The following is a 25,957-nucleotide window of genomic DNA, read 5'->3' as shown; positions in this document are numbered from 1 at the left end:
CACCATTAGCATGCTTATCAAAGTTTCACGTGGCTGCGCATCATTAAGCGGAATAAGCGCAGCTTGCCACGCATAAATCGCGTCTTTACCACCGCTTGTGCTCTGCCGCGATCGCCAAGCGCCAGCGTCAGATCTTCACCCGAGCGCCAGACCGGCCAATCCACGGCTCCGGGCAAATGCGAGCTAAATTCGCTGGCCTCCCGTGCGAAGGTGACCCAATAGCGGCTTACCTCAGCGGCAAACGCTTTATCCTGCTCGCTGTAAGTGCGTTCAGCCACCGGCGTAAGCGTATCGAGCGTGTTGAAGACATAGGGGATTTCATTGCCATGCCAGGTGCCATGCGGATAAAGGTCACGGGCATTTTCTGAGACGTAATCAAACCAGTAGCGCCAGGCAGGCAAGCCGATTTTGTGCTGTGCCTGCGCAACGATAAACGGCAACACGGTAAAAGCCATATCGCGCGCCACTGCACGTCCTAGCAGCGCGTCATCGTGGAGGTCGTAAAGCCATTTCATCAGGCGATAACTGACGCGGTTTTTGCTGCGCATCTGTTTCAATACGGCGGTGGCATCAACACCAAAATAGTCCAGCACGCTGGCCTCATCGCTGTTGCTGCCAATCATTAAAGGGATGCGATGCTGTTTGCCGCTCATAAAGGTATTCAACATCGGTTTGGGCAGCACGGCATCACCGCTGATCGGCACGGGACCGAGCGCTAACGGACGTTCTAGCGGCCAAAATTGGTCGGCAGCCAGTTCGCGCAGCTGTTCTGCGCTGGCATTTTCTGGCAAACCAAAATGGGCGGCAACCTGCAGTCCCAGCTGTTGTGCCTGCGGTTTAGGCATATCCGGCAAGCTGTAGGCGCTCTGCACAATGCCTTTGTGAAACAGCCCTTCAGCCAGTGGAGAGCAGCACAGTGAGAGCACGCTGCGCGCGCCAGATGATTCACCGAACAAGGTAATGTTGTGACGATCGCCACCAAAGGCGGGAATATTGCGCTGAATCCACTGCAAGGCGGCAATTTGATCGAGCAAGGCAAAGTTGTTGATCACGCCGCCTGCCGGGTATTGCGCATCCAACGCGGGATGAGAAAAGAAACCGAAATGGCCAAGGCGATAGTTTAGCGTCACCACCACCACGCCTTGTGCCGCCAGCGCTTTGCCACGATAGGGATCAAGATTGCCCGCACCAATAGTAAAACCCCCGCCGTGTAACCAAACCATCACAGGCAGCGGTCGCGATGGCTCAACATCGGGGGTCCAGACATTCAGGTACAGGCAATCTTCACTTAAGCGGCCAGGATCGCCACCGCCGGCAGCCACGCAATAGTTATGATTCTGCCAGCTCGCAGCGCCCCATTCGGTGGCATCGCGCACCTCTTGCCAGGGTTGCACCGGCTGCGGCGGTCGCCAGCGTAATGCACCGACCGGTGCTGCGGCGTACGGTATTCCCTTGAAGACAAAAAGATCTTCATCCATTAGGCCTCTGAGTTCACCTTCTGCGGTCATGATCCTCAGACGTCGTTCATTATTCATCTCGGGTTCCCTGATAAAGCATCATTCCATTATTTGCAGGCCTTGAGTGAATGTCCATGTTCTGAAAGCATTTGCAGATTAAGCCGAAACGCGGCGTGAATCTTTGAACAACTCCATCAAATATTTTGGTTAACCCTATCAAGGCCATTTGTTCTAAGGTTACAAGTTAACCTGGCGCGACGGAGAAACAGCATGTTTGGTGGCATTAATCAGATGTTCAACCGGATGTGTGATCACCCGGACTTCGGTAAGCTGCTGTTACGTTTGACGTTTGGCGGACTACTGCTGTTTCATGGTGCATTCAAAGTGGTACATGGCGTTGGCTGGATCGCGCACATGCTTGCCGTCAAAGGGATGCCAGGTTTCATCGCTTACGGTGCTTACATCGGGGAAATAGCGGCGCCAGTAATGGTAATTATCGGATTAATGACCCGCCCGGCGGCGTTCATTATTGCGGTGAATATGATCGTCGCGACACTGCTGGTAAAAATGGGCGCCATCTGGCATCGCACGGATGTCGGTGCCTGGGCCCTGGAAACAGAAGCTCTTTACCTGCTTGGCGCGCTGGCCATTATGTTTTTGGGTGCTGGGAAGTACACGCTGGTGCGTGATTCGCGCTTGCAATAACGACAAGAAAAGCAGCCGGTCTGCTGCAGTGAGACTGCCACTTCACAGACCGGCTCTATTATTTACGCATTACGCCACGCCGCAGCGATCCAGACTGCGCTGCTGCATCTGCTGATACAACGCCATTTCATCCTGCACCGCGCTACCCAACGCCCGCTCAAAATCGGCTCGACTGGCATTGCCTGCGCTGCGTGCCTGCGCCACATCGCCGAGATTCGATTGGAAAATCCCCGCCGCGCTAACCGGTAAGAAATCCTCATAGACAATCGGTTCAGCGGTTAAACGCGCTTCAGCCAGCAATTGCGCGACGCTTTCACCCGCACGCGGTGGCTGATGCTCGCCTTTTTCGGTCAGTCGATAGCGGAACCACGCCAGCTGCTGTTCGCGCAACACGGTTTCATCATCCGGAAAATCACGGAATACGGCGCTGAGATGCTGCTGATGCTGCTGGTTATCACTGCCGGTGCCGGCTTCAGCCAGCAGACGATCGTAAAGCGCGCGTCCTTGTGGCGTCAGTGCCGCACCGCGTTGCTCAATTTCACCGAAGCGCGCGGTGTGCGTGCCTGGCGTGCCATCGTTGAAATGTACCGTCTCTTCTAATGCTTTAAAGCTGGTCTGGCGCAGCAGAATAGGCACCTGACGCGATGGCGGGCCTTCAATCAGGGTCTTAGGATCGATGCCGCGCGAGGGCATCAGCGCTTGCACGCGATCGATATCCAGCGTACGCGGCGTCAAATGGTTGATATGGCAACCGCGGAAACAAACCACATCGGCAATCAGGCGGTGCTGTTGGCTCAACGCGCGATAAGTGGCGCTGTCCACCGTGGTATGCGCATGCCAGCGGAAGGTTTCCAGCGCTTCCTGCACAAAGCGAGCCGCGTCAGCCGCGTTTAAGCCGCCCTGCTGCTGATGTTGGCTAATCAAGGCGCGACAGCCGGGTGTGAAGATGTCGCGCGCGGCGAGAATCGCAGCGGCTTTTTCGCGCAGTGCTTCGTCATCAATCAGTTCGAGGCGCAACAATGAGGTGAAGACGCGAAACGGATTATGGCGCAGGGCGCGATCGCTAACCGGACGAAATGCCGTCGAATGCACCGGCACGCCAGCCTGCGACAAATCGTAATAACCGACCGCTTCCATACCCATGACGGCGAACATCTGGCGTAGCGTATTAAGTTCATCAGCCTTGCCGACGCGAATCGCACCGTGGCGCTCGACGCTCAGTCGGCTCAGTTCATCCGCCGCCGAGAGGCGATTTTTTAACGCCGGATTGGCTTCCAGCGTACGGTCATTAACAGCGGTGACCAACTGCGTCAGCGTGCCGTATTGCGGCACTTCCTGCTGATACATGGTCGACATGGACTGGGAGAACAACGTGCGAATGGCATCGCTGCTGAGAAAGTTAGGCATCATCATCACCTTGGTCTACAGGGTTGTTGCTACTGTAGATCAACCCTTTAACTGCGGGTAACAATTTCGTGGAACTGTGATCGCCTTGTCACTCAACGACGTTTGCCTGGTCACCATAACGACACTTCAGCACCAGCATGATGGTGGTTAACACCGCTGGGATCGCCAGCAGCAGGAAGATTTGGCTGAACGACCAGCCGAGCGTTAACAACTCTGCGCCAACGAATGCACTGATAATGGCGCCGACACGCCCCACGCCGTGCATCCAGCTGGAACCGGTTGCACGCGCGTGAGTGGGGTAATAGCTGGCGGAGAGCGCATTCATTCCGGTGTTGGCGCCGTTAAAGCAAAAGCCGCTGCAGAAGGCGATGGCGCTCATTAAGCCGACCTGTGCCGGGGAAAAGCCGAGTGCCACAATGGCAATTCCGCCACAAAAATAGATGAGCGCCAGTGCCAGATTGGCGTTGATGCGGTCCATCAGCCAGCCGGCAAACAGCGAGCCGATGGTGCCGCCGGCCTGATACATCGCGGTGACAATCGCCGCTTCAGTAACCGACATGCCAAGCGTGCTGATCAGTGATGGCATCCAGCTACCAATTAAATAGACAAGAAACAGCCCCATAAAGTAGCCGCCCCACAACATCAAGCTGCCAAACAGATAGCGGCGCGACACCACCGTCGCCACCGAGCCGCGGCGCGCAGTCGGCAATTCAGGACTTTGATAATGACTACCGGGCTTTACGCTGCCCGGCATCATGCGTTCGAGGATGGCGTGAATACGCGCAGCGGGTGCGCGACGGCTAATCAGGAAACGGACTGACTCAGGTAAACCGCGCACTAAAAACGGCAGGACGATCAGCGGCAGCACGCCGCCCATCAGCATCACTGAATGCCAGTCGTAGCGCGGCAGCAGCCAGGAAGCAGCAAAGCCCCCCGTTGCGGCACCAAAGGTAAAGCCGCAGAACACCACGGTGATAATGAAAGAACGACGGCGTTCTGGCGCATATTCAGCGACCAATGTGCCGACATTCGGCATTGCGGCTCCGAGCCCTAAACCGGTGAGAAAGCGAAACAGCATCATCTGTTCGATGTTTTGCGCCATCGCGGTAGCCAGCGTCCAGAGGCCAAAAAACAGAACGCTGATAAGAATCATCACGCGGCGACCGTAACGGTCGGCCAGCGGTCCAGCAACCATGGCACCCAGCGCCAGGCCAATCAGTGCCGCGCTAATCACCATGCCAAGCTGATGATTGGTGACGCCCCAACTGGCTTTCAACGTGGGTGCGATAAAGCCCATCAGCGCAATATCCATGCCGTCCAGCGCCACCACCACGAAGCACAGCGCAATTAAGCGCTTCTGCCAGCTGCTTAGCGCACTCTTGTTGATAAGCTGGCGAACGTCTACTGCTTCAACGCTGGTCACGTAACGACTCCTGCACTTTTAACCGTTTAGGGCATCAGATTTAGTAAAAAAAACGGCGCTAATCATAGCTCATCGTTAACAATAACGGGCAAAGTTTTTGAGTGCAATTGAGAATCATTCAAGATTTTTGGCTGCAAGCCCTTGATTATCCGAGTCATGCGGCAAGGGGAAATAATAGTGCTTACAGTAACAGCAATGAATTCAGTGGGTTAGTTGCTCAAGTCTCTTTGCAGCAATTTTGTTAATATAATTTTGCAGGCAGGTTAACATAATTTCATTTTCCCCATTGCCGCTACTCGGCAGAACTCATTATGTTGGGCGTATGGACAAAAATATCCTTTTCAATCAGCGCATTCGCTTGCGTCATTTACATACCTTTGTGGCGGTGGCGCAGCAAGGCACGCTTGGCCGTGCCGCCGAGACGCTTAATCTTAGCCAGCCTGCCCTGTCAAAAACGCTGAACGAGCTGGAGGAGTTGGCGGGAGCGCGGCTTTTCGAACGTGGTCGACTTGGCGCCCAGTTGACGACTTTGGGCGAACAGTTTCTGATTCACGCGGTAAAAGTGTTGGATGCGCTCAATCATGCGGGGCAGAGTTTTAACGCACCGCAGCCGGGACGCCCGGTGGTCATTCGCCTTGGCGCGCTTACCACTGCCGCCATGGGCATGCTGCCGCAGATTCTGGATCGCTTCCATGAACAGCAGCCGAATACCACCGTGCAGGTGGCTACCTTGCACAACAACGTTTTGCTGGCTGGCTTACGCGCCGGCGAGTTTGATGTCGGCATTGGCCGCATGGCTGACAGTGAAATGATGGCCGGATTGACCTATGAATTGCTGTTCCTGGAATCACTCAAGTTGGTGGTACGCCCGGATCATCCGCTGTTGAGTGACAACGTGATGCTTTCACGCGCGATGCAGTGGCCGGTAGTGATTTCTCCTGAAGGTACGGCGCCACGCCGCATTGCCCAGCATATGCTAAATGAACAAGGCTGTTCGCTGCCGGCCAACTGCGTGGAAACTTCATCTACGTCGCTGGCACGTCAGCTGGCGCTGCGTTACGACTACGTGTGGTTTGTGCCCTCTGGCGCGATTAAGGAAGATTTAAATCACGATGCGCTGTGCGCTTTGCCGATTGCGTCGCCGGGACCGGGCGAGCCGGTCGGCATTATTACCCGCAGCGGCAGCCCTTTAAGCCTGAGCACCGAAGTGTTGATGGCGACCATCCGCAAGTTCCACAGTTAACGACTGCGCTTAGCATGGCGTTCGCGGTTTTCGAGCCGCGCCTGTTCGGTTTTGCGTAACCCGACATACAGCGCACCAGCCCCGCCGTCCTGCGGTTGCGCAGTACAAAATGTCTGAACCTGCTCGAATTCCTGCAGCCAGCGCGCCAGGTAACTGCGCACAATATTGGCGTGCGACTCATCATCACGCCCTTTGCCGTGCACGATCAGCAGATTGCGTAAACCGTGTTTATTCGCCTGCAGGATGAAGCTAAACAGCGCCTGACGGCAGGTTTCGACCGGTTGACGCAGCAAATTAAGGCTGGCTTCGGGGGGATATTTGCCTAAGCGAAGCTTGTCCAGCACGCCTTGCTGGACGCCATCCACCTTATACTCCAACGGCGTGGTCAGCGGAATAATGTCCAGATAGCCACGCGTTAGAAAATTTTCCTGTTTATCACCTTCATGGGGTGCACGCGGAGCTTTCGGCGATGGCGCGCGTAACCATTGGGTGTTAGCGCAATTCTTGAGGGGGGTGACATCACCCATGGCGTCGCGGAAAAGGTCTTCATCATCAAGGTTCATGGTGTTTCCTCTCGCCTGGTGTTTACCTAAGCGTCCATTTCGACGCTAAAGCAAAAGAGTAGCAAAGGATGATTAGCAATACATCTGTCACTTTTTGCGCTCCAACAGGAACTGAATAGCTGTAAATATGGCAACTAAACGTTCCAGATCAAAAAAGCCATGTCGTTTAAAGCGGCGCAAACCCGGGAATACCCAGCATTGATGTGGTTTTAAGGGCATTTACTGCTCGGATGAGTTCCCTTCGCGAAGAAAAATGTTAAAATTGACCGCAGTCAATAATCATCGAGCGTAACTATATGATCCCGGAAAAACGCAGCATACGACGTATTCAGTCTGGCGGTTGTGCCATCCATTGCCAGGATTGCAGTATCAGCCAATTGTGTATTCCCTTCACGCTGAACGAGCACGAACTGGATCAGCTGGATAATATCATTGAGCGCAAAAAGCCGATTCAGAAAGGCCAGACGCTGTTCAAAGCCGGTGATGAATTGAAATCCCTTTACGCTATTCGTTCCGGTTCCATCAAAAGCTATACCATTACTGAACAAGGTGATGAGCAAATTACTGGTTTCCATCTGGCAGGCGATTTGGTGGGTTTTGACGCGATTGTTGGCGCCAAACATCCTAGCTTCGCACAAGCGCTGGAAACCTCGATGGTGTGTGAAATCCCCTTCGAAACCCTTGACGATCTCTCAGGTAAAATGCCCGCCCTGCGTCAGCAAATGATGCGTTTGATGAGCGGCGAGATTAAAGGCGATCAGGATATGATTTTGCTGCTGTCGAAGAAGAATGCCGAAGAGCGCCTGGCGGCTTTTGTCTGGAACCTGTCGCGCCGTTTCGGCCAGCGCGGTTTCTCGCAGCGCGAATTCCGTCTGACCATGACGCGTGGCGACATTGGTAACTACCTGGGACTAACCGTAGAAACCATTAGCCGTCTGCTCGGTCGCTTCCAGAAAAGTGGCATGCTTGCCGTTAAAGGCAAATATATCACCATTGAGAACCACGCTTTACTGGCAGAACTCGCTGGCCAGACTGAACAAGCCGCGTAGTTATGTGCCGGGTCAGTAAAAGTTATTTTATTGATCCGGCAACAACTTTTCCGCTTCTGCCCTACGTAAACTTAGGCTATCTTTAATCCAACTTGCTTTGGTTTAGGAGATCGGCTTATGTCCCGGTACCAAAATATTCTGGTGGCGATTGACGCCCAACAGGATGACCAGCCCGCGCTGCGTCGTGCGGTTTATCTCAATCAGCGTATCGGCGGAAAAATCAAAGCTTTCCTGCCTATTTACGACTTCTCCTACGAAATGACTACGTTGCTGTCACCCGATGAGCGATCCAACATGCGCAAAGGGGTAATTAGTCAACGTACCGAGTGGATTCGCCAACAGGCCCAGGCTTATCTGGAAGCCGGCGTTGAGATCGAAATCAAAGTGGTATGGCATAACCGCCCTTACGAAGCCATCATCCAGGAGATTCTGGCGCATCAGCATGATTTAGTGCTGAAAATGGCGCACCAGCACGATCGTCTGGAAGCGGTGATATTCACCCCAACCGATTGGCATCTGTTGCGTAAATGCCCATGTCCGGTATGGATGGTGAAAGATCAGGCCTGGCCTGAAGGGGGCAAAGCGGTGGTGGCGGTTAACCTGGCCAGCGAAGAACCGCATCATGATGAGCTGAATCAAAAGTTGATTCGTGAAACGACGCTGCTCGCCGAGATGGTGAATCACACTGAGGTACATTTAGTCGGCGCCTACCCTATTACGCCAATCAATATTGCTATTGAACTGCCTGACTTTGATCCCAGCGTTTATAACGATGCGATTCGCGGCCAGCATCTGGTGGCGATGAAAGCGCTGCGCCAGAAATTCTCCATCAGTGAAGAGTTTACGCATGTGGCAAAAGGTTTGCCCGAGGAAGTGATTCCAGATATCGCTTCGCATCTGGATGCCGGAATTGTGGTGCTGGGTACCATTGGTCGTACCGGATTGTCTGCGGCATTCCTGGGCAACACGGCGGAACAGGTGATCGATCATTTGCGCTGTGATTTGCTGGCAATCAAACCGGACGATTTTAAATCGCCGATTGATTACGAAGACGAAGAAGATGAAGACGATTAAATAAAAAAGGACGGCACGCATTGGCCGTCCTTGCTCCTTGCATCCAGGGCGGTGAATCACTTCACCGCCCTGTTTGTTTATAGCGCGCGCAGAATGCCTTCCACACTTGCTTTCGCATCGCCAAACAGCATCTGGGTATTGTCTTTGAAGAACAGCGGATTCTGTACGCCGGCGTATCCGGTACTCATCGAACGTTTAAACACAATCACGTTCTGCGCTTTCCACACTTCGAGAACGGGCATACCGGCGATTGGACTCCGCGGATCTTCCAGCGCAGCCGGATTGACGGTGTCATTAGCACCGATAACCAACACGGTATCGGTATCGCTGAAGTCATCGTTAATTTCGTCCATCTCCAGCACCACATCGTAAGGCACCTTGGCTTCCGCCAGCAGCACGTTCATGTGACCCGGCAAACGACCGGCAACCGGGTGAATGCCAAAGCGAACCTTGATGCCGCGCGCGCGCAGTTTCTCGGTAATCTCAGCAACCGGATATTGTGCCTGCGCCACCGCCATGCCATAACCCGGCGTGATCACCACGGAAGACGAGGCTTTCAGCAGTTCGGCGGTCTCTTCAGCGGTGATCTCACGATGTTCACCTACCTCCTCGCTTTCACCACCCACGTTAACGTCGGTACCAAAGCCACCGGCGATGACGCTGATAAACGAGCGGTTCATTGCTTTACACATAATATAAGAGAGGATGGCACCGGAGGAACCTACCAAGGCACCGGTCACGATCAGCAAGTCATTGCTGAGCATGAAACCTGCTGCCGCAGCCGCCCAACCGGAATATGAGTTCAGCATCGAGACCACGACCGGCATATCGGCGCCGCCAATTGATGCCACCAGATGCCAGCCAAACACCAGTGCAATCATCGTCATCAGCAACAGCGCAAATACTTGTGCGCCAGTGCTATCGGTCTGCACGAACCACAGCATCAGCAGGAAAGAGACCACCAGCGCAGCAAGGTTCATTTTATGACGATGTGGCAACATCAGCGCAGAAGAGGAAATTTTTCCACGCAGCTTGCCAAATGCCACCAGCGAGCCGGTAAAGGTCACTGCACCAATGAAGATACCCAGGAACACTTCGGTCAGATGGATGTTTTCCATCACCGGTGCCAGGCCTGGAGCATGATCGATGTAGCTGTTAAAGCCCACCAACACCGCCGCCAAACCCACGAAGCTGTGCAAAATCGCCACCAGCTCAGGCATTTCAGTCATTTCGACTTTCTTCGCCAAACGCAGGCCAATCGCACCGCCAATCACCATTGCCAGTAAAATCCAGGCAACGTTACCGGTGTTTGGACCAAAAATGGTGGCGAGCAGCGCAATCGCCATCCCGCTCATACCGAAAATATTACCCTGCTTAGAGGTCTCATGTTTCGAGAGACCCGCAAGGCTGCAAATAAACAGAATTGCGGCAACAATATATGCTGCAGTAACCAATCCGCCAGACATGTTGCTACCCCTTAATTCTTACGAAACATTTTCAGCATGCGCTGGGTGACGGTGAAACCACCGAAAATATTGATGCTGGCGATCAGCACGGCAATAAACGAGAGAATCGTTACCCAACCGCCATGGCCCATCTGCAATACCGCGCCCACCACAATAATGCCGGAAATGGCGTTAGTGACGGCCATCAACGGCGTATGCAAGGCATGACTCACGTTCCACACCACGTAGTAACCCACTACGCACGAGAGCGCGAAGACGGTAAAGTGTGATAAGAAGTCAGCCGGTGCAACATTCGCCAGGCAGGCAAACAGCACTAATGCCAGCGCCAGCAGCAGATATTTACGCCACGGCGAAACCGGTTTGGCTTCAGCCTTAGGCAAAGGTTGCGCTGCGGGTTGTGCTTTTGGCGCCGCCGAAACCTGAATCGGCGGTGCTGGCCAGGTCACTTCGCCATCACGAATCACCGTGACACCGCGCACCACCACATCGTCGAAATCAACGGTGATTTCACCATTTTTCTCTTTGCACAACAGTTTCAGCAGGTTGACAAGGTTGGTGCCGTACAGCTGAGAAGATTGTGTTGGCAGGCGGCTTGGCAGATCGGTGTAACCGATAATTTTCACGCCATTGCTGGTCAGCGTAACCTGATCGGCAACCGTCAATTCACAGTTGCCGCCGGTTTGCGCCGCCAGATCAACGATGACACTGCCCGGCTTCATACTGGCAACCATCTCCGCGGTAATTAATTTGGGTGCCGGGCGGCCAGGGATGAGCGCGGTGGTGACAATAATGTCGACTTCTTTCGCCTGTGCCGCAAACAGTTCCATCTCCGCTTTAATAAAGGCTTCAGACATCACTTTGGCATAGCCATCGCCGCTGCCGGCTTCCTCTTCGAAGTCCAGCTCAAGGAACTCGGCGCCCATACTTTGCACCTGTTCTTTCACTTCCGGACGCGTATCGAAAGCGCGCACAATGGCGCCCAAGCTGCCCGCGGCGCCGATTGCGGCAAGACCCGCCACGCCCGCACCGATGATCATCACTTTCGCCGGTGGAACTTTACCGGCAGCGGTGATTTGACCGGTGAAGAAGCGGCCGAATTCATGAGCTGCTTCAACGATGGCGCGATAACCCGCGATATTCGCCATTGAGCTCAGCGCATCAAGCGCCTGTGCACGTGAGATACGCGGCACCGAATCCATTGCCATCACGGTAACGTTACGCGCAGCCAGTTTCTCCAGTAGCGCAGGGTTTTGCGCCGGCCAGATAAAGCTCACCAGCGTGCTGCCAGCGCGCGTCAGTTCGATCTCTTGATCGTCAGGCGCATTCACTTTTAATACGATATCTGACTGCCATACATCAGCGCCGTTAGTCACGGTGGCGCCAGCAGCAATAAAGCTTTCATCATCGAAACTGGCGCGCAGCCCGGCGTTCTGTTCAACGGTTACGCTGAATCCCAGCTTGATCAGTTGCTCAACGGTCTTCGGCGTGGCGGCCACGCGCGACTCATTGGCTAACCGTTCTTTGGGTATCCCAATTAACATACTGTTTCCTTTCAACAATTAAAGGATGAGGTTCTATAAGTGGCAAATGCTCAAAAGCCGAAACGGTGTTTCAGCTTCTTATGAGCAAAATGCACAATGTAACAAAGTCTTTATAACCTACTGAAAATATGAAGAGTGATCTACAGCGATAACGCGCACTTATGACATTCACACAAATATTCAGACGCAAAGATTGAATGCTATGTATTGCCACTGCATTTAGGGCGTATTAAAAAATATTCTGCTGCGCAAAATCGTGTCATGTCGAATTAAGTATTTTTAAAAACCTTTAATTAACAATGCGTTAACTATTATGGCACTAAGTGTTACCAGATTAAGTGGTTAACTGTGCAAAAAAAAGCCTTAGTACAAGCCAATGACAGCCCGGAGAATAATCCGCAATTATTGTCAATCCAATGCGCTTAAATTGGCTGAGACAGGCCGATTATTACATGCAATAATCAGCGGCTAATCTGTTATACATCAAGAGTCCAGCACGTTTTCGTACTCATTTTGCGTAAGGCGAAGGATCATTTTTATGAAGCTGAAGAACACCATTCTGGCGTCAACCTTGTTATCACTGCTGGCAGCAAATGCTTTTGCTGCTAAAGAGTTAACGCCAGAGCAAGCGGCCGCGTTGAAACCATTCGAACGTATTAATATCAGCGGCCGTTTCAATGCCATTGGCGATGCGACTGATGCCATCTCTAAACAAGCCGATGCCAAAGGCGCTGACTCTTTCTATGTGCAAGGTATCAATGACAGTAACGGCAATGGCGGTAACTGGCGCGTAACGGCTGATCTGTATAAAGCCAATGCCCCGAAAGCGGATGACTCAACCAAATATCGCAGCTTCTCAGGCGTGAAAGAGCTGCCGAAAGCAGAAGCCTATCGCCTTGAGCCTTACGATACCGTATCGGTCAATGGATTCTTCTCTAGCCAGCCGGATGTCAACGAGGCAATTGGTAAAGCGGCGAAAAATAAGGGCGCGGCCTCGTTCTTTATTGTGCGTCAGGTTGATGCCAACAATGGCGGCAATCAGTATGTAACCGCTTATGTGTACAAAGCCGATGCGCCAGAGCGTAAGGTGCAAAACACCTCAGACTCCATCCCTGCTGATTCAGAAGCCGGTAAAGCAGCGCTGGCCGCCGGTGGCACCGCAGCGACGAAAGTGGCCATCCCAGGAGTCGCCTCTTCTGAGACGCCAAGCCGCAATGTGGGGCGTTTCTTCGAAACACAAAGCTCCACTGGCGAACGTTACACCGTGAAAACTGCGGACGGCCGCAGCGTGCAGGAAGTGAATGCGATTACCGCTGCTCAGATGCAACCGTTCGACACCATCACCTTCTCCGATCACTTTGGTACACCAACCGAAATCTCCGAAGCGGTTGGCAAGCGCGCAGTGGCGAAAGGTGCCAAGTACTACCACATTACGCGCCAATGGCAGAACCAGAGTGGCGGCAATCTGACCGTTACAGCCGATCTGTTCAAATAAATTCCCCTCAGGGCGGTATTCGCCGCCCTTCTCAATTGATTGCATAATCTGTGCGCAAATTTGCATAGTCTTGCATTGCCTTCCCTGTTCGCACTCCGTAAAATCTGCCGCCTTGTTTTTAGGTGATTCCGTTTTAAAGTTGGCAAATCGCCACCTGAGACACCAAAGGAATCGTCACCACCCAGCATACTATGCTGCTTAGGATGGGCGTTTTGGATAAAAAATTAGGTCTTAGCGCGCTCACTGCGTTAGTGCTCAGCTCCATGCTCGGCGCGGGTGTTTTCAGCCTGCCGCAAAATATGGCAGCGGTCGCCGGTCCGGCCGCGCTGCTGATCGGCTGGCTTATCACCGGCGTGGGGATTATTTTCCTCTCGCTCGCCATGCTATTACTCACGCGACTGAAACCGGAGTTGGATGGCGGCATCTTTACCTACGCGCGCGCCGGGTTTGGTGAGCTGATGGGATTTTGCTCGGCGTGGGGATATTGGCTGTGTGCGGTGATTGCTAACGTTTCCTATCTGGTGATTGTCTTCTCCGCTCTGAGCTTCTTCACCGATACACCCGAACACGTGGTGTTTGGTGATGGTAATACCTGGCAGGCGATGCTCGGTGCATCGGTGCTGTTGTGGCTGGTGCATTGCCTGGTGTTGCGCGGCGTCCAAACTGCGGCCAGCATTAATCTACTGGCAACGTTAGGTAAGCTGGTACCGCTGCTGCTATTTGTAGTGCTGGCGCTGTTGGCGTTCAATTACGATCGCTTCCGCTTTGATTTTCGCGGCGTTGAGCTGGGGCAACCTCTGTGGCAGCAGGTGAAGCAAACCATGCTGATCACCTTGTGGGTGTTTATTGGTGTCGAAGGTGCGGTGGTGGTTTCTGCTCGCGCACGTAACAAACAGGATGTTGGGCGCGCCACGCTGATGGCGGTGCTGGCGGCGCTGCTGGTTTATCTGCTGGTGACGTTGCTGTCGTTGGGCGTCATTCCGCGCGCCGAGCTGGCGCAGATGCGCAACCCTTCCATGGCCGGCTTAATGAAACACCTGTTGGGACATTGGGGCGATGCGGTGATTGCAGTCGGTTTGATCATCTCCGTTTGTGGCGCTTATCTCAGCTGGACGATTATGGCCGCTGAAGTACCGTTCCTGGCGGCACAGCAAGGCGCATTTCCACGCAGCATTGCACGGCAGAACCGTCACAACTCACCTGCTGCATCGTTATGGCTCACCAATGGCAGCGTGCAGGTGTGTCTGATTTTGATCGCCGTGACTGGCGCGGATTACAACACGCTGCTGACCATCGCCTCGGAAATGATTTTAGTGCCCTATCTGCTGGTCGGTTTGTATCTGATTAAGGTGGTACGCGGTCAGAACAAACCTTGGGCGATGTTCACTGGCATTGGCGCCAGCGCTTACGGTATTTGGCTGCTGTATGCATCCGGTCCACTGCATTTATTGCTTTCGGTGGTGCTCTATGCGCCAGGTTTGTTGCTGTTTCTGTATGCACGACGCGGTGGCCGTGGCGAAAACCTATTGTCACAGCTGGAACGCATCGCGATTGTGTTATTGATTGCTGCATCACTGCCCGCGCTGTGGCAGTTGACGAATTAGTGCGGCTGGACCGGAATGGAAACGCACAGCAGGTCATCCTGCTGTGTCAGATTAAGCGGCTTGTGGTATTCCTGATGAATAGCGTCAAGCTGCTCAGCTGACAACGGATAAGGCAGCTGAATATCGAAGCGACTGATGTGCTGTTGCTCGGCCAGGGTGATCAGACGCGCGATGTTAATCTCATCGCTAACCTGCGTTGAAATGATTTGTAATGCTAATTCTTTCAGGTGATCGTCGCTAGCCGGAAGGTTATGCGCTGATTTACGTGTCACCATGCCAAAAATGGGCATCACGCCGTAAATGGCATCGACAAAACTCCAGCGTTTTTTGCAGGAAGCGGAGAGAAAATCACTGTAATTGAAGCAGATGCGATCACTGTATCCGGCTGAAGCCAGCTCTTTATCAGACACCCTCGCACTCCTCCTGTTTTTCGTTACGGTTCCGAACCTTGCGCGACAACGCGCCGCTAATAATGGCACATTTCACGGTATACATACCAGTAAGGCAGGGATATTTCGTGCGGTAGCGTAGAGCTCAGGACCAGGAAAAGCTATGCTGCTGACATTCTCACCCGTCTCAGTGAATTATGAATAAAATCGTCTATGTGGAAGATGAGCCAGAAGTTGGCGAATTGATCGCCGCTTACCTTGGCCGCCACGATATTGAAGTGATTGTTGAAACGCGCGGTGACCGCGCCGAAGCCACCATTGCCACCCACGATCCCGATTTAGTAATGCTGGACATCATGTTGCCTGGCAAAGATGGCATGACCTTATGCCGCGATCTGCGCGCCAGCTGGCAAGGCCCGATTGTGCTGCTGACTTCGCTCGATAGCGACATGAACCATATTTTGTCGCTGGAGATGGGGGCTAACGATTACATTCTCAAAACCACGCCACCCGCCGTATTACTGGCGCGCCTGCGGTTGCACCTGCGCCAGGCGCATGTTGGCCAGCCTGAAGTGACGCCTGCTATTCAAAGTTCGCAGCGCGTCCTGCGTTTTGGTTCGCTGACCATCGATTCGCTTAATCGCCAGGTCATCTTATTTGAAGAGAATATTGTGCTCTCAACCGCCGATTTCGATCTGCTGTGGGAACTGGCCAATCACGCTGGGCAGATTCTCAACCGCGATGCGCTGCTGAAAACCCTGCGTGGCGTGACCTACGATGGCATGGACCGCAGTATTGATGTGGCAATTTCTCGCCTGCGTAAAAAACTGTACGACAGCGCTACCGAACCGTTCCGCATTAAAACCATCCGTAATAAAGGCTATCTGTTCGCACCACAGGCCTGGGATACCCGCTCCGCATGAGAAAGCTCTTTATTCAGTTCTATTTGCTGCTGTTCGTCTGTTTTCTGGTGATGACGCTGCTGGTCGGTCTGGTGTACAAATTTACCGCCGAACGCGCGGGTCGCCAGTCGATGAACGATTTGATGGCCAGTTCACTGTTTTTAATGCGCAGCGAACTGCGCGAGATCCCGCCCCGCGACTGGAGTAAAACCATTCGCAGCCTCGATCTCGATCTGTCATTTGACCTGAATATCGAACCCATAAGCAAATATCAGCTGGATGAAGCAGACATGAAACGCCTGCGCGCCGGGGAAATTGTGGCGATCGACGATCAGTACACTTTTTTGCAGCACATCCCGCGTAGCCATTACGTTCTCTCCGTTGGCCCTATTCCCTATCTTTTCTACCTGCACCAAATGCGAATTCTGGATATTGCGCTGCTGGCATTTATTGGCATGTCGCTGGCGCTGCCGGTATTTATCTGGCTGCGTCCGCACTGGCAAGAGATGCAGCGCCTTGAGAAAGCCGCGCAGCGTTTTGGCCGTGGCGAGCTGGACGTACGCACCCATTTTGAAAGTACCTCCAGCCTGCACAGCCTTGGCGTGGCCTTCAACCAGATGGCGGAGAACATCAATACGCTGGTGGCCAGCAAGAAACAGTTAATCGATGGCATCGCGCACGAGTTGCGCACCCCGCTGGTGCGCCTGCGTTATCGGCTGGAGATGAGCGATAATCTGACTGCAGCGGAATCCGCCGCGCTGAACCGCGATGTCGGGCAACTGGAGAGTTTGATAGAGGAGTTGCTGACCTACGCGCGCCTCGATCGCCCCCGCGTCGATCTTCATCTGCAAACCTTTGATCTCGCCCAATGGCTGCGCGTGCATATTGAAGATGTGCAGACCATGAATCCGCAGACACAGATCGCGCTGGATATTCCGCAGCTGGAAAACGTCGGCAGCGCCGATACGCGCCTGATGGAGCGCGTGCTGGATAATCTGGTGAACAACGCGCTGCGCTATGCGCAACAGCGATTGCGCGTCAGTTTGTGGTTTGATGGCGCTATCGGCTGTTTGCAGGTGGAAGACGATGGCCCGGGCATTCCGCAGGAGGAACGAGCCCGGGTTTTCGAACCTTTCGTACGTCTGGATCCAAGCCGCGATCGCGCCACCGGCGGTTGCGGTTTAGGCCTGGCGATCGTGCACTCTATCGCGCTGGCTATGCAGGGAAATGTCTCCATCGAGAGCAGCCCGCTAGGCGGTGCCAGCGTTCGCTTTTGCTGGCCGGTTGATCTACCCTTGCGGGACATTGCGCCACGCTTACCGTCATAAGGAGCTTTTTACGTGACTTCAGCTTATCAAGAACTTAGCCGCACTTTTCAGCGTCTTTCCCGCTTTGGCCATTTAGGCGCCATTGCCGGTGTCGATATGCAAACCACCATGCCGCCAGGCGGCAGCCAGGCCCGCGGTGAAGCGATGGCCGAGCTTAGCGTGTTCATGCACGAAGTGCTGACTGATAAACGTCTCGGCGGGCTGTTTGCTGCGGCGCAACAGGAATCACTGAATGATGTCGAGCAGGTTAACCTGAGCGAGATGCAGCGGGCATGGCAGCAGGCAACGTTGCTGCCTGCATCGCTGGTGGAAGCCAAATCGCTGGCCGGTTCGCGTTGCGAGCATGCATGGCGTCAGCAGCGTCCGGCTAACGACTGGCAGGGTTTCTCGGCCAATCTGAAAGAAGTGGTGAAGCTGAGCCGAGAAGAGGCGCAGCTGCGAGCCGACGCGCTCGGCGTTTCGCGCTATGACGCGCTGCTGGATGTGTTTGAACCGGGCATGACCAGCGCCCAGCTGGATCAAACCTTTGGTGATCTGAAAAGCTGGTTGCCAGACCTGTTGCAGAAAGCGGTAGTGAAGCAACAACAATCGCCCATTGCACAACCCGTTGGGCCATTCGCGATTGAATCACAAAAGCAGCTGGGCCTGAGCGTGATGAAGACGCTGGGCTTCGATTTTAATCACGGTCGACTTGATGTCAGTGCGCACCCATTCTGCGGCGGCGTGCCGGAAGATGTGCGCATCACCACGCGTTATAACGAGAACGACTTCCTCAGCGCCATGATGGGCGTGATCCATGAAACCGGGCACGCGCGCTATGAGCAAAATCTGCCGCAGCAGTGGCGCGGTCAGCCGGTGGCACTGGCGCGCTCTACCGCCATCCATGAGTCACAAAGTCTGTTTATGGAGATGCAGCTCGGACGCAGCAAAGCCTTTCTGCAGCACATTCATCCGCAGGTAGTGGCGCTGATGGGCGATCAACCAGCGCTCGAGCTGCAAAACTTTATCCGCCAGACGCAGCGCGTGAAGCCAGGCTTTATTCGCGTTGATGCCGATGAGTTGAGCTATCCGGCGCACGTGATTTTGCGTTACGAGATCGAGCGTGCCTTGATCGAAGGCGACATTGAGGTGGAAGACATCCCGGCGCTGTGGGACGAGAAGATGCAGCAATCACTGGGCATTGATACGCGCGGTAATTATCGCGATGGCTGCATGCAGGACATCCACTGGACCGACGGTGCCTTTGGCTATTTCCCAACCTACACGTTGGGCGCGATGTACGCTGCTCAGCTGTTCCAGGCGGTGAAACGTGCGATCCCGCAGGTAGATAGCCTGATTCAGCAAGGCGAGTTGCAGCCGGTGTTTGATTGGTTACAGCAGAACATTTGGCAGCACGGCAGCCGTTTCCCCACCCAGCAGCTGTTGATTAACGCTACTGGCGAAGCGCTGAATCCGCACTATTTCCGTCAGCACCTTGAACAACGCTATCTCTCTGAGTAAACTGCGCGGCGGCCCATGCGGCCGCCCTTTTCACTTCCTTTACGCCGCTTTGTACAATCCGTTACACGCCGATACCAATGCCTCACGGAAAGCCTGAATTGTTTTTCATATAGTGTTTTCACCGGCCCCGCAGTGGGCTACACATGAAAAAATAGTTCGAGGATTTTGCAATGAAAAAATTATTTGCACTGGTGATCGCCGCTGCTATGGGTATGTCTTCTGTTGCTTTCGCTGCTGAGACTACAGCTGCTCCTGCAACGCCAGCAACGACTGCTGCTCCAGCGAAACATAAAGCAGTACATCATAAGAAACCTGCTGCTCAGAAAGCGCAGGCTGCTAAGAAGCACAAGAAAGTAGAGAAGAAAGCGCCAGCTGCACAGAAAGCTCAGGCCGCTAAAAAGCATCACAAAAAAGCAACCAAACCAGCTGCACAGAAAGCCCAGGCTGCTAAAAAGCACCACAAAAAAGCAACCAAGCCAGCTGCGCAGAAAGCCCAGGCTGCTAAAAAGCATCACAAAGCAACCAAGCCAGCTGCACAGAAAGCGCAGGCTGCTAAAAAGCACCACAAAGTAACTAAGCCAGCTGCACAGAAAGCTCAGGCTGCTAAAAAGCATCACAAAGTGAAAAAAGCGGCTAAATAAGGTTTACCTTTAGCACCAACACCGCATTAATGATTGAAAACACCCGGTTAAGCCGGGTGTTTATTTACTGGAGTAGCGAAAAATGGTGCGTCGCTATCGCTTCGAAATTATTCTGATTGTGATGATCCTCTGTGGCATAGTTGCAGCCAGCTTTTTTATCTAGTCGTTGTAGCGTGCTGATTACTCCAATATTTCTCCCTTTTTTACCGCTCACCGACTATAGTTATCGCTCAAGCGTGATGACAACAACTTCTACTTATTCTCGCCATTGAGAGAACTATGCGCCTGGCTATCCTGTTACTTGTTGGTCTTTTCAGTTTTAACCTCGCAGCACATGCCGATGATGAAGATGGGCCTAGCCCGGAAGACATCAAAACCTTGTTCTTTGGCAAAGATCACCGCCAGGCGATTAGCGATGTGAGTGCTGCGCCTTGGGATGCCATCGGTCAGTTAGAGACCGAAAGCGGTAACCTCTGTACTGCCACCCTGATTTCTGCCCACCTGGCGTTAACTGCCGGGCACTGTTTGCTGGCGCCGCCGGGGAAGTTTGATAAGCCGGTAGCGCTGCGTTTTATGGCCAGCGCAAAAGGCTGGCGTTACGAGATTCATGATATTGATGCGCGCGTAGAGCCCTCTTTAGCGCGCAGATTGCAGGCTGACGGCGAAGGCTGGATCGTGCCGCCGGGTGCTGCACCTTACGATTACGGGCTGGTTATTTTGCATAACCCGCCGTCCGGCATTGTGCCGATTCCGCTGTTTGAAGGTTCCCGTGGCGATTTGACGGCTGCACTGAAAACCACCGAGCGCAAAGTGACGCAAGCGGGATATCCGGCCGATCATCTGGATACGCTCTATTCGCACAGTGATTGTTTAGTTACCGGCTGGGCACAGCGTGCGGTGTTATCGCACCAGTGCGATACCTTGCCAGGCGACAGCGGTTCGCCGCTGCTGTTGAAGAATGGCGATGAGTGGCAGTTAATTGCGGTGCAGAGTTCGGCACCCGCACCGGCAGATCGTTACCGCGCCGATAACCGCGCCATTGCGGTGCCGTCGTTTAAGGATAAGCTGGAAGAGTTGGCACAGTAATCCCATTTGGCGAGGAAGGCGAAAAAACGGGGCCGCTTCGTAAAGTCGTCGTGAACCCATCCCTGGGGCCTCTGCCGCCGGTTACTCGCCTCATCCATGAGGCTCGCCCACTTTGTGGGCCAACGCTATGCGTTGTTCAAAAACGCTCCCGGCGTTTTTGTCCCTGCGGCGGAAGCTTTAACTTCGCGGCCCCGCCTTTCCGCCTTTTTAAATATCTATGCCGCCTGTAAACACCGTGTCGTTTGTAGGGCCGCCGCTAAAATGCGAATCGCTTAACTCAGCTGCTCCATCGCCTGCAGAATGCGCTTATCCGAAATCGGATAAGGCGTACCCAACTGCTGCGCAAAATAGCTAATCCGTAGCTCCTCCAGCATCCAGCGAATCGCCAGCACTTCGGCATCATCCTGCCGCTGCGGTGGCAATTTATTACGCCATGTCTGCCATGCCTGCTCAACCGCCTGCACTTTCAGCATGCGCGCGCGGTCGCTGTGCGGATCCACCGGCAGTTTCTCCAGACGCCGCTCAATACCCTGCAGATAACGTAGCGTATCGCCCAAATGCGACCAGCCGTTGCCGGTAACAAACCCGCGATACACCAAGCCATTCATTTGCGCTTTAATATCGCCTAATGCCAGCGCCAGTGACATATCCACGCGTCCTTTCAGGAACTTGTTGATATTGAACACGCACGTCAGGATTTGTTCGACCTGTTTGGCGATAGTGACAACGGTTTCATTCAAATCGGCACGCACTTTGTCGCGCAGCTTTTCGAAGTTCTCCTGCTGCCACGCCGGGCCGCCCGCGTCTGCCATCAGCTTATCCACGCCGCAGGCGATGCAGTCATCGATCAGCTCCAGCACTTTGCCATACGGATTGAAGTACAAGCCGAGCTTGGCTTTGTTGGGCAGCTTCTCGTGCAGATACTTGGTCGGCGATGGGATGTTCAGCAGCAGCAGACGACGCTGCCCGCGCCACATCATTTTCTGCTGCTCGGCTTCACTATCAAACAGACGAATCGCCACGCTATCTTTCTCATCGACCAGCGCAGGCCAGGCTTTAACCTGATAGCTGCCGCGTTTTTGCTCGTAACTTTGCGGCAAGTCGCCAAAGCTCCAGATGTGCAACCCGCTCTGCTCCAGGCCATCATCCGCCACTTTTGACAGCGTTTCCTGCACCTTGCCCTTCAACAACAGCTTGAGCTGGTGCAGGTTTTTGCCTTCCTGCAGTTTACGATTGTGCTCATCGACTACGCGGAAAGTCATTTTCAGATGATCGGGCACCTGATCCCACTGCCAGGCTTCGCGGTCAATGGTGACGCCGGTCATGCGGCGGAACTCACGCTCCAGTGCATCCAGCAGCGGTTGTTCCATGGCAGTGACGCGACCAAGAAACGCTTCGGCATAATTAGGTGCAGGCACCAGATTACGGCGTACCGGCTTCGGCAGCGATTTAATTAGCGCGATAACCAGTTCGCGGCGCACACCAGGAATCTGCCACTCAAATCCGGTTTCTTCGATTTGATTTAACAGCGGTAGCGGAATGTGCACCGTCACGCCATCAGCATCCGCACCCGGTTCAAATTGATAACTCAATTTGAGTTTCAGGTTGCCCTGATGCCAGAAGTTAGGGTAATCGAGCTGGCTGACTTTATCGGCGCCATCTTTGATCAGCATTTGCTTATCAAAGCTCAGCAGATCGGGATTCTCTTTGCTGGCCTGTTTCCACCAGCTATCAAAATGGCGCGCCGACACCACGTCGCTGCCAATGCGGCGATCGTAGAACGCGAATAGCGTTTCGTCATCGACCAGAATATCGCGGCGGCGCGATTTGTGTTCCAGATCTTCGATTTCGCTGCGTAGCTTCAGGTTATTACGGAAAAACGCGTGACGCGTCTGCCAATCACCCTCCACCAGCGCATGACGAATAAACAGCTCACGGCTCAGCTGTGGGTCGATGCGGCTGTAATTAACCTTACGCGCCTGCACGATCGCCAGGCCGTAAAGGGTCACTTTTTCCGTCGCCATCACCGCGCCCTGCGCTTTTTCCCAGTGCGGTTCACTGTAGCTGCGCTTGATCAGATGCTGCGCCAGCGGCTCAATCCATTCCGGATCGATACGCGCGGCAACGCGCCCCCACAAGCGGCTGGTTTCCACCAGTTCGGCCACCATGGTCCACTTTGGCGGCTTCTTAAACAGGCCGGAACCGGGGAAGATCGAGAAGCGCGCGTTGCGAGCGCCGGTGAACTCCTGCTTCTCATTGTCCTTCTGCCCAATGTGCGACAGCAAGCCGGTAAGCAGCGCGCTGTGTACTTCGCGGTACGGCGCCGGTTCGCTATTGACCGGCATGCCTTGCTCTCGGACTACCTGACGCAGTTGGGTATAGATATCCTGCCATTCGCGCACACGCAAATAGTTGAGGAAGTCAGTTTTACACTGGCGGCGGAAGTGATTGCTGGAGAGCGCTTTTTGCTGCTCCTGCAGATAATTCCACAGGTTAACGAACGCAAGGAAATCGGACTCTTTATCGGCAAAGCGCCGATGTTTTTCATCAGAAGCCTGCTTTTTGTCCGACGGACGCTCGCGCGGATCCTGAATCGACAGCGCGGCGGTGATGATCATCGCTTCCCGCACGCAGCCAAACTTTTGTGCTTCCAGCACCATACGCGCCATACGCGGATCGACCGGTAGCTGGGCCAGTTGGCGGCCTGACGGTGTCAGCTTATAGGTTTCATCTTCACTCAGCGTAATGGCGCCCAGCTCTTCCAGCAGGCGCACGCCATCCTGAATATTGCGTTTATCGGGCGCTTCGACGAATGGGAAAGCGGCAATGTCACCCAGCCCCAGCGCCGTCATCTGTAAAATCACCGATGCGAGATTGGTACGCAGAATTTCCGGATCGGTAAATTCCGGGCGGCTAAGGAAATCGTCTTCTGAATAGAGACGAATACAGATCCCTTCGGAAACGCGGCCGCAGCGCCCTTTACGCTGATTAGCGGAGGCTTGAGATATCGGCTCAATCGGCAAGCGCTGCACTTTAGTGCGGAAGCTGTAACGGCTAATGCGCGCGGTGCCGGGATCGATAACGTACTTGATGCCAGGCACCGTCAGCGAAGTTTCCGCGACGTTGGTGGCCAGCACGATGCGGCGTCCGCTGTGCGACTGGAACACGCGGTTTTGCTCGGCATTCGACAGGCGCGCATACAGCGGCAGAATCTCGGTGTGTGCAATATCACGCTTCATCAGCGCATCGGCGGTATCGCGAATTTCGCGTTCGCCGCTCATAAAGATCAGAATATCGCCGCGGCTCTCCTGCCCAAGCTCATCCACCGCATCGAAAATCGCCTGTAGCTGATCGCGATCGGTATCGTCGGCGTCTTCCACCATCGGACGATAACGGACTTCCACCGGATAAGTCCGGCCAGAAACTTCAATCACCGGCGCATTATGGAAGTGACGCGAGAAACGCTGCGGATCGATGGTCGCCGAGGTGATGATCACCTTTAAATCGGGACGACGCGGCAGCAGTTCGCGCAGATAGCCAAGCAGGAAATCGATGTTCAGACTGCGTTCGTGCGCTTCATCGATAATGATGGTGTCGTACTGCAATAGCAGGCGATCCTGCTGGATCTCAGCCAGCAAAATACCGTCAGTCATCAGCTTAACCTGAGTGGTTTCGCTAACCTGATCGTTAAAGCGCACTTTGTAGCCGATGGTGCCACCGAGCGAGGTTTCCAGCTCATCGGCGATGCGGTTCGCTACGGTGCGCGCCGCCAGACGACGCGGCTGAGTGTGGCCAATCAGGCCTTTGACGCCGCGCCCCAGCGCCAGACAGATTTTTGGCAACTGGGTGGTTTTACCCGATCCGGTTTCACCCGCCACAATCACCACCTGATGCTCACGGATGGCATCGGCAATGTCCTGCTGCTTCTGACTTACCGGCAGGTTTTCTGGGAAGGTAATGCGCGGAGTCGCCGCCGTACGCTGCGCAAGGCGCTGTTCGGCCGCGACAAATTCCGGTTCCAGTTCAGCCACAATCTCCTGCTGCTTAACCGGATTTTTCACCTTTGCCGCGCCCAGCAAACGTCGGCGCAGGCGTTGAGCATCGCGCAGCGTCAGATTATCGAGCCGCGTCCAAAGGGAGGCTAAAGGGGAAGGTGCGGATGATGACATAGCGATGCGTTACCTATTGTTGCAGCAAACCGGAGACTTTCCCGGCGGATTCAAGCAATTAATGGTCGCCATCATAGCACAATTTGGAACGCCTGCCTGAGCGGCACGTGCGAGCTTGTTCAATAATTTCGAACATAGATCTCGAAATATTGCGCTTTTACCTCGCGGGCTAACTCCGTACAGTGTAAAGCATTGAGCGGTAAGCCAACCGCGTAACGCACAGGAAAATACCATGAGCAAAGTTTTAGTTCTGAAATCAAGCATCCTCGCTGGATACTCTCAGTCAAATCAACTGGCTGACTTCTACGCTGAAGAAGCACGCGCCAAAGGTGACTCAGTGACCGTGCGTGATTTAGCGGCTCAGCCGATTCCAGTCCTGGATGGTGAGCTGGTTGGCGCGCTGCGTCCTTCAGACGCCCCGCTGTCTCCGCGTCAGCAGGAAGCGCTCTCGTTATCTGACGAACTGATTGCTGAACTGCAAGCCCATGACACCGTGGTTATTGCGGCGCCAATGTACAACTTCAACATCCCAACCCAGCTGAAAAACTACTTTGACCTGATTGCCCGCGCTGGCGTGACCTTCCGTTACACCGAAGCAGGCCCAGAAGGTCTGGTGACCGGCAAGCGTGCGGTAATCCTCTCCAGCCGTGGCGGCATCCATAAAGATACGGCTAGCGATCTGCTGACGCCATACGTGAAACTGTTCCTCGGCTTTATCGGTATCACTGACGTGAACTTCGTGTTCGCGGAAGGCATCGCTTATGGTCCTGAAGTGGCCACCAAAGCGGCTAACGACGCCAAAGACGCCATCAAACAGATTGTTGCTGCGTAATCATTTTTGCACGTGATGAATGCCCAGCCATAAAGGGTATGATGCCATCTCTTGCCGGGCCTGAGCGCCCGGCTTTTTTTATG

At 54.1% G+C, this 25,957-nt stretch carries 20 protein-coding genes; 12 read left to right on the top strand and 8 right to left on the bottom strand.

Translation table 11 applies throughout. The features are described from left to right. Positions 1–17 precede the first annotated feature (17 nt). Positions 18–1,535, bottom strand: coding sequence for a carboxylesterase/lipase family protein (locus tag WFL93_RS13245; protein ID WP_336778320.1), 1,518 nt, complete (start codon positions 1,533–1,535; stop codon positions 18–20). A gap of 192 nt (positions 1,536–1,727) precedes the next feature. Between WFL93_RS13245 and WFL93_RS13240 the strand changes: the two genes are divergently transcribed. Continuing rightward, positions 1,728–2,162: a DoxX family protein gene (locus tag WFL93_RS13240; RefSeq protein WP_007887968.1), complete on the top strand. Its 435-nt coding sequence runs from the start codon at positions 1,728–1,730 to the stop codon at positions 2,160–2,162. A 69-nt stretch (positions 2,163–2,231) separates the two neighbouring features. Here WFL93_RS13240 and hglS read toward each other — a convergent pair whose 3' ends face one another. Further along, the gene (hglS, locus tag WFL93_RS13235; protein ID WP_336778319.1) at positions 2,232–3,569 is read right to left on the bottom strand and encodes a 2-oxoadipate dioxygenase/decarboxylase HglS; all 1,338 of its coding nucleotides are present in this window, start codon (positions 3,567–3,569) and stop codon (positions 2,232–2,234) included. Positions 3,570–3,657: 88 nt separating this feature from the next. Beyond that, positions 3,658–4,992 (bottom strand): MFS transporter, encoded by a 1,335-nt coding sequence (locus WFL93_RS13230; protein ID WP_007887973.1) that lies wholly within the window; start codon positions 4,990–4,992, stop codon positions 3,658–3,660. A 322-nt stretch (positions 4,993–5,314) separates the two neighbouring features. Here WFL93_RS13230 and WFL93_RS13225 point away from each other — a divergent pair, with 322 nt between their 5' ends. Then, positions 5,315–6,235: a LysR substrate-binding domain-containing protein gene (locus tag WFL93_RS13225; RefSeq protein ID WP_007887974.1), complete on the top strand. Its 921-nt coding sequence runs from the start codon at positions 5,315–5,317 to the stop codon at positions 6,233–6,235. On the opposite strand, the gene smrA is transcribed toward WFL93_RS13225, so the two are convergent. Then, positions 6,232–6,798, bottom strand: coding sequence for a DNA endonuclease SmrA (smrA, locus tag WFL93_RS13220; RefSeq protein ID WP_180823654.1), 567 nt, complete (start codon positions 6,796–6,798; stop codon positions 6,232–6,234). The genes WFL93_RS13225 and smrA overlap by 4 nt on opposite strands. A 296-nt stretch (positions 6,799–7,094) precedes the next feature. On the opposite strand from smrA, the gene WFL93_RS13215 reads away from it, so the two are divergent. Further along, a complete protein-coding gene (locus tag WFL93_RS13215; RefSeq protein ID WP_007887976.1) occupies positions 7,095–7,847 on the top strand; it encodes an FNR family transcription factor in 753 nt (250 codons plus the stop codon). Positions 7,848–7,964: 117 nt separating this feature from the next. Then, complete coding sequence (gene uspE, locus WFL93_RS13210; protein ID WP_049852225.1) at positions 7,965–8,921, top strand: universal stress protein UspE; 957 nt, start codon at positions 7,965–7,967, stop codon at positions 8,919–8,921. A gap of 77 nt (positions 8,922–8,998) precedes the next feature. Here uspE and pntB read toward each other — a convergent pair whose 3' ends face one another. Together pntB and pntA are read right to left on the bottom strand one after the other, a co-directional pair. Continuing rightward, a complete protein-coding gene (gene pntB / locus WFL93_RS13205; RefSeq protein ID WP_336778318.1) occupies positions 8,999–10,387 on the bottom strand; it encodes a Re/Si-specific NAD(P)(+) transhydrogenase subunit beta in 1,389 nt (462 codons plus the stop codon). Positions 10,388–10,398: 11 nt separating this feature from the next. Further along, positions 10,399–11,928, bottom strand: coding sequence for a Re/Si-specific NAD(P)(+) transhydrogenase subunit alpha (gene pntA / locus WFL93_RS13200; protein ID WP_336778317.1), 1,530 nt, complete (start codon positions 11,926–11,928; stop codon positions 10,399–10,401). A gap of 538 nt (positions 11,929–12,466) precedes the next feature. Here pntA and ydgH point away from each other — a divergent pair. Both ydgH and WFL93_RS13190 read left to right on the top strand, forming a co-directional pair. Next, positions 12,467–13,423, top strand: coding sequence for a DUF1471 family protein YdgH (gene ydgH, locus WFL93_RS13195; RefSeq protein WP_007887988.1), 957 nt, complete (start codon positions 12,467–12,469; stop codon positions 13,421–13,423). A 212-nt stretch (positions 13,424–13,635) separates the two neighbouring features. Continuing rightward, complete coding sequence (locus WFL93_RS13190) at positions 13,636–15,027, top strand: amino acid permease (protein ID WP_049852281.1); 1,392 nt, start codon at positions 13,636–13,638, stop codon at positions 15,025–15,027. On the opposite strand, the gene WFL93_RS13185 is transcribed toward WFL93_RS13190, so the two are convergent. Continuing rightward, positions 15,024–15,437: a hypothetical protein gene (locus WFL93_RS13185; protein WP_007887990.1), complete on the bottom strand. Its 414-nt coding sequence runs from the start codon at positions 15,435–15,437 to the stop codon at positions 15,024–15,026. The genes WFL93_RS13190 and WFL93_RS13185 overlap by 4 nt on opposite strands. A gap of 176 nt (positions 15,438–15,613) precedes the next feature. On the opposite strand from WFL93_RS13185, the gene rstA reads away from it, so the two are divergent. The 5 genes from rstA to WFL93_RS13160 all read left to right on the top strand — a co-directional run bounded on the left by rstA (position 15,614) and on the right by WFL93_RS13160 (position 20,873). Then, positions 15,614–16,339: a two-component system response regulator RstA gene (gene rstA / locus WFL93_RS13180; RefSeq protein WP_007887991.1), complete on the top strand. Its 726-nt coding sequence runs from the start codon at positions 15,614–15,616 to the stop codon at positions 16,337–16,339. Further along, positions 16,336–17,646, top strand: coding sequence for a two-component system sensor histidine kinase RstB (gene rstB, locus WFL93_RS13175; protein WP_336778316.1), 1,311 nt, complete (start codon positions 16,336–16,338; stop codon positions 17,644–17,646). Before rstA ends, rstB begins: the two co-directional genes overlap by 4 nt. Before the next feature lie 12 nt (positions 17,647–17,658). Then, complete coding sequence (locus WFL93_RS13170; RefSeq protein ID WP_336778315.1) at positions 17,659–19,146, top strand: carboxypeptidase M32; 1,488 nt, start codon at positions 17,659–17,661, stop codon at positions 19,144–19,146. 170 nt (positions 19,147–19,316) lie between these two features. Continuing rightward, positions 19,317–19,787, top strand: coding sequence for an acid resistance repetitive basic protein Asr (gene asr, locus WFL93_RS13165; RefSeq protein ID WP_007888004.1), 471 nt, complete (start codon positions 19,317–19,319; stop codon positions 19,785–19,787). Between the two features lie 279 nt (positions 19,788–20,066). Continuing rightward, entirely contained in the window at positions 20,067–20,873 is an 807-nt protein-coding gene (locus tag WFL93_RS13160; protein WP_007888006.1) for a trypsin-like serine peptidase, read from the top strand. 272 nt (positions 20,874–21,145) lie between these two features. On the opposite strand, the gene hrpA is transcribed toward WFL93_RS13160, so the two are convergent. Next, positions 21,146–25,042: an ATP-dependent RNA helicase HrpA gene (hrpA, locus tag WFL93_RS13155; protein ID WP_336778314.1), complete on the bottom strand. Its 3,897-nt coding sequence runs from the start codon at positions 25,040–25,042 to the stop codon at positions 21,146–21,148. 232 nt (positions 25,043–25,274) lie between these two features. Here hrpA and azoR point away from each other — a divergent pair, with 232 nt between their 5' ends. Beyond that, positions 25,275–25,874 (top strand): FMN-dependent NADH-azoreductase, encoded by a 600-nt coding sequence (gene azoR, locus WFL93_RS13150; RefSeq protein WP_049852219.1) that lies wholly within the window; start codon positions 25,275–25,277, stop codon positions 25,872–25,874. Positions 25,875–25,957 lie beyond the last annotated feature (83 nt).

Source organism: Pantoea sp. USHLN256, from assembly GCF_037149875.1.
Taxonomy (GTDB): Bacteria; Pseudomonadota; Gammaproteobacteria; order Enterobacterales; family Enterobacteriaceae; genus Pantoea; species Pantoea nemavictus.
Note: the sequence above shows the minus strand (reverse complement) of the source record. Positions and strands in the feature narration are given on the sequence as shown.